Genomic DNA, 2,984 nt, shown 5'->3' on the forward strand with positions numbered 1-2,984 from the left:
TGGCGAGCACCGGCGCGTCGTCGTGCGCGGGCGTTGGGGCGGGCACGGGCTTTGCCGTGGCCGCCGCCTTGGCCGGCGCGGGCCGGGCCGCCGGTTGCGGGGCCGGCGTGGGGGCGCGTTCGATCGGTTGCGGCTTCAGCAATTCGACTTCGACGGGCGTGTCGTCGCGCGCATCGGGGTTGGCGGGCGCGCGATAGCCGGCAAACCACAGGCCCGCCAGCGCGTGCAGCAGCAGCACCAGCGCGAGCGTCAGCACGATGCGCAGCGCGCGGCGCGGCTTCGGGCGTGACGAATCGGGCGGGAGCGGAGCGGGCATCGATCGGGCGCGGATGGTTGCGGAAGGGATGAGCGGCGGCGCGGTCGGTGCGAGAGCAAGCGGCGTGCCTCGACTGTCAGCGCCGCTGGCGAGATCAGGTGAACCGAAGCGCCAGCCGATCGGACAGCGCCTCGCGCCGATCGTTCGCGCGGCGCGCGAACCGATGCGTCAAACCCGCCTCATGCGTCGCGCGGCGTGGCGCTGTAACCGATTTCGTACGACAGCTTCTGCGCGCATTCGCGCAGCGCGAGATCGATCTCGCCGCCCCACGCCACGTCGAACACGCCTTCGTGGCCCAGCGCGATCAAACCGAGCGACAGCTCGCCGAGCGAATCGAACACCGGCATGCAGAACGCGTGGATGGTCGGCAGCAGCACGCCCTGCACGCGCGCGGCCTGATGCGCGCGCACGTCGGCCAGCAGCACGTCGACCTCGGCCATCGTGCGCGGGGCGTCGCGATGCGCGGCGCGGCGCGCGTCGGTCAGTTCGCGTTCCAGCATCGCGCCCGTCTTGCTGCGCGGCAGGTACGCGGCGAACAGCAGGCCGGTGGCCGAGCCGAGCAGCGGCATCACGTCGCCGAGCTTCAGCGATGCCTTGGCCGGATGGCTCGATTCCATCCAGTGCACGACGGTGGGCCCCTGGTTGCCCCACACGGCGATGCCGACCGTCAGGTCGCGTTCGTCGCGCAGCGCGGACAGCGCCACGCGCGCGAGCTTCACGCCGTCGACGCGCGCGAGCCGCGCCAGCCCCAGCTGCAACGCGAAGCCGCCGAGCTCGTAGCGCCCCGAAACGGGATCCTGCGCGACCACGCCGAGCCGCTGGAAGCTGACCAGATAGCGATGCGCCTTGGCCGGGCTCATCTGCGCGCGCTGCGCGAGATCGCGCAGCATCATCGCGCGCGGCTCCTGCGTCAGCACGTCGAGCAGCCGGAAGCCGACCTCGATCGACTGAATGCCGGAGCGGACTTTTTCCTCGGCGGCGTCATCGGTCAGGTCGTCGTGGTCGGACATGGGCGGAAAGCGGGTCGAGAAGGTGGAGAATGCGGGCAGGCGCGGCCTTCGCCGCACAGATTCACCATCGTAAAATAGATTCCCTCCATCGTCACTACACGGTATCCAGCACCATGAAACTTGCTTCGCTGAAGGACGGCACGCGCGACGGCCAATTGATCGTGGTGTCCCGCGACCTGCAGACGGCCGCGATCGCCGACACGATCGCGCCGACGCTGCAGCGCGCGCTCGACGACTGGCCGTTCTACGCCGCGCAGCTTCGCGAACTGTACGACGCGCTGAACCACGGCCGCGCCCGGCGCGCGTTCGCGTTCGAGGCGGCCGACTGCATGGCGCCGCTGCCGCGCGCCTACCAGTGGGCCGACGGCTCGGCCTATCTCAATCACGTCGAGCTGGTGCGCCGCGCGCGCGGCGCCGAGATGCCGCCCGAGTTCCTGACCGATCCGCTGATGTACCAGGGCGGCAGCGACGATTTCCTCGGCGCGCGCGACGACATTGTCTGCGCGTCCGAGGCCTGGGGCATCGATTTCGAGGCCGAGGTGGCGGTGGTGACGGGCGACGTGCCGATGGGCGCGAACGCCGACGACGCGCTCAAGAGCGTGCGGCTCGTGATGCTGGTCAACGACGTGTCGCTGCGCAACCTGATTCCGGCCGAACTCTCGAAGGGCTTCGGCTTCTTCCAGAGCAAGCCCGCCACGGCGTTCTCGCCGGTGGCGGTCACGCCCGACGAGCTCGGCGAACACTGGCGCGAAGGCCGCGTCGAGCGGCCGCTGCTGGTGAGCTGGAACGGCAAGCGCGTCGGCCAGCTCGAAGCGGGCGTGGACATGGCGTTCCACTTCGGGCAACTGATCGCGCACGCCGCGAAGACGCGCAACCTGCGCGCGGGCGCGATCGTCGGCTCGGGCACCGTCTCGAACCGCGACGCGAAGCGCGGCTATGGCTGCATCGCCGAGAAGCGCTGCCTCGAGACGATCGAGCACGGCGCGCCGCAAACCGAATTCATGCGCTACGGCGACCGCGTGCGCATCGAGATGCTCGACGAGGCCGGCAAGTCGATCTTCGGCGCGATCGAGCAGGCCGTGTCGCCGCTCGACGGGCAGGCCTGAGCTGCTCCGCGCCCGCCGCCGGGTGCGTAAACCCCGGCCCGCGCGGGCGTTCACGCGTCATCCATGCGCGCTATGATCGAAACTGGCGCGCGCAGGCGCCGCCCGTTTTCATCGAACCCGTCACGAAGGATGGTTGCATGACCGATACGCCCGGCTCCAATCCGTTTTCCGGTTTCGCAGGTTTCAACCCGTCCGAGATGCTCGACCGGATGTGGGACATGATGCGGATGTCGCCGTTCGGCGCGGGCATCGGCGCGGCCACGCCGCCCGGCATGCCGCCGTCGCTGTCGGCGATGTCGGACATGATGTCGCCGCTGTCGAGCGTCGAGGAACTCGACAAGCGCATCACCGACCTGCGCGCCGTCGAGCAGTGGCTGAAGCTCAATCTCGGCATGCTGCAGTCGGCGATCCAGGCGCTCGAGGTGCAGCGCGCGACGCTGGCCACGCTGCGTGCGTTCGGCGCGCTCGCGCAGGAATCGATGGCGGCGGCCGAGGCGGCCGTGGCGAAGGGCGCGGATGCGCCCGAACCGCCGCCGGCCGCGCGGCCCTGGG

Annotated in this window: 3 protein-coding genes and 1 pseudogene; 2 read left to right on the forward strand and 2 right to left on the reverse strand. The window is 70.5% G+C overall.

Annotated elements, in window-relative coordinates; genetic code table 11:
* Together G3N92_RS32555 and G3N92_RS32560 are read right to left on the reverse strand one after the other, a co-directional pair.
* Positions 1-316: pseudogene (locus G3N92_RS32555) on the reverse strand (DUF3108 domain-containing protein); the annotation flags it as partial.
* Positions 317-495: 179 nt separating this feature from the next.
* Positions 496-1,326: an IclR family transcriptional regulator gene (locus G3N92_RS32560; RefSeq protein WP_206131637.1), complete on the reverse strand. Its 831-nt coding sequence runs from the start codon at positions 1,324-1,326 to the stop codon at positions 496-498.
* A gap of 113 nt (positions 1,327-1,439) precedes the next feature.
* Here G3N92_RS32560 and G3N92_RS32565 point away from each other — a divergent pair, with 113 nt between their 5' ends.
* Together G3N92_RS32565 and G3N92_RS32570 are read left to right on the forward strand one after the other, a co-directional pair.
* The gene (locus G3N92_RS32565) at positions 1,440-2,432 is read left to right on the forward strand and encodes a fumarylacetoacetate hydrolase family protein (RefSeq protein WP_206131638.1); all 993 of its coding nucleotides are present in this window, start codon (positions 1,440-1,442) and stop codon (positions 2,430-2,432) included.
* A gap of 137 nt (positions 2,433-2,569) precedes the next feature.
* Positions 2,570-2,984: PhaM family polyhydroxyalkanoate granule multifunctional regulatory protein (locus G3N92_RS32570; protein ID WP_339385872.1), on the forward strand; the 415-nt coding region annotated here is incomplete at its 3' end.

This window comes from Burkholderia sp. Ac-20379 (assembly GCF_017104645.1).
GTDB lineage: Bacteria > Pseudomonadota > Gammaproteobacteria > Burkholderiales > Burkholderiaceae > Burkholderia.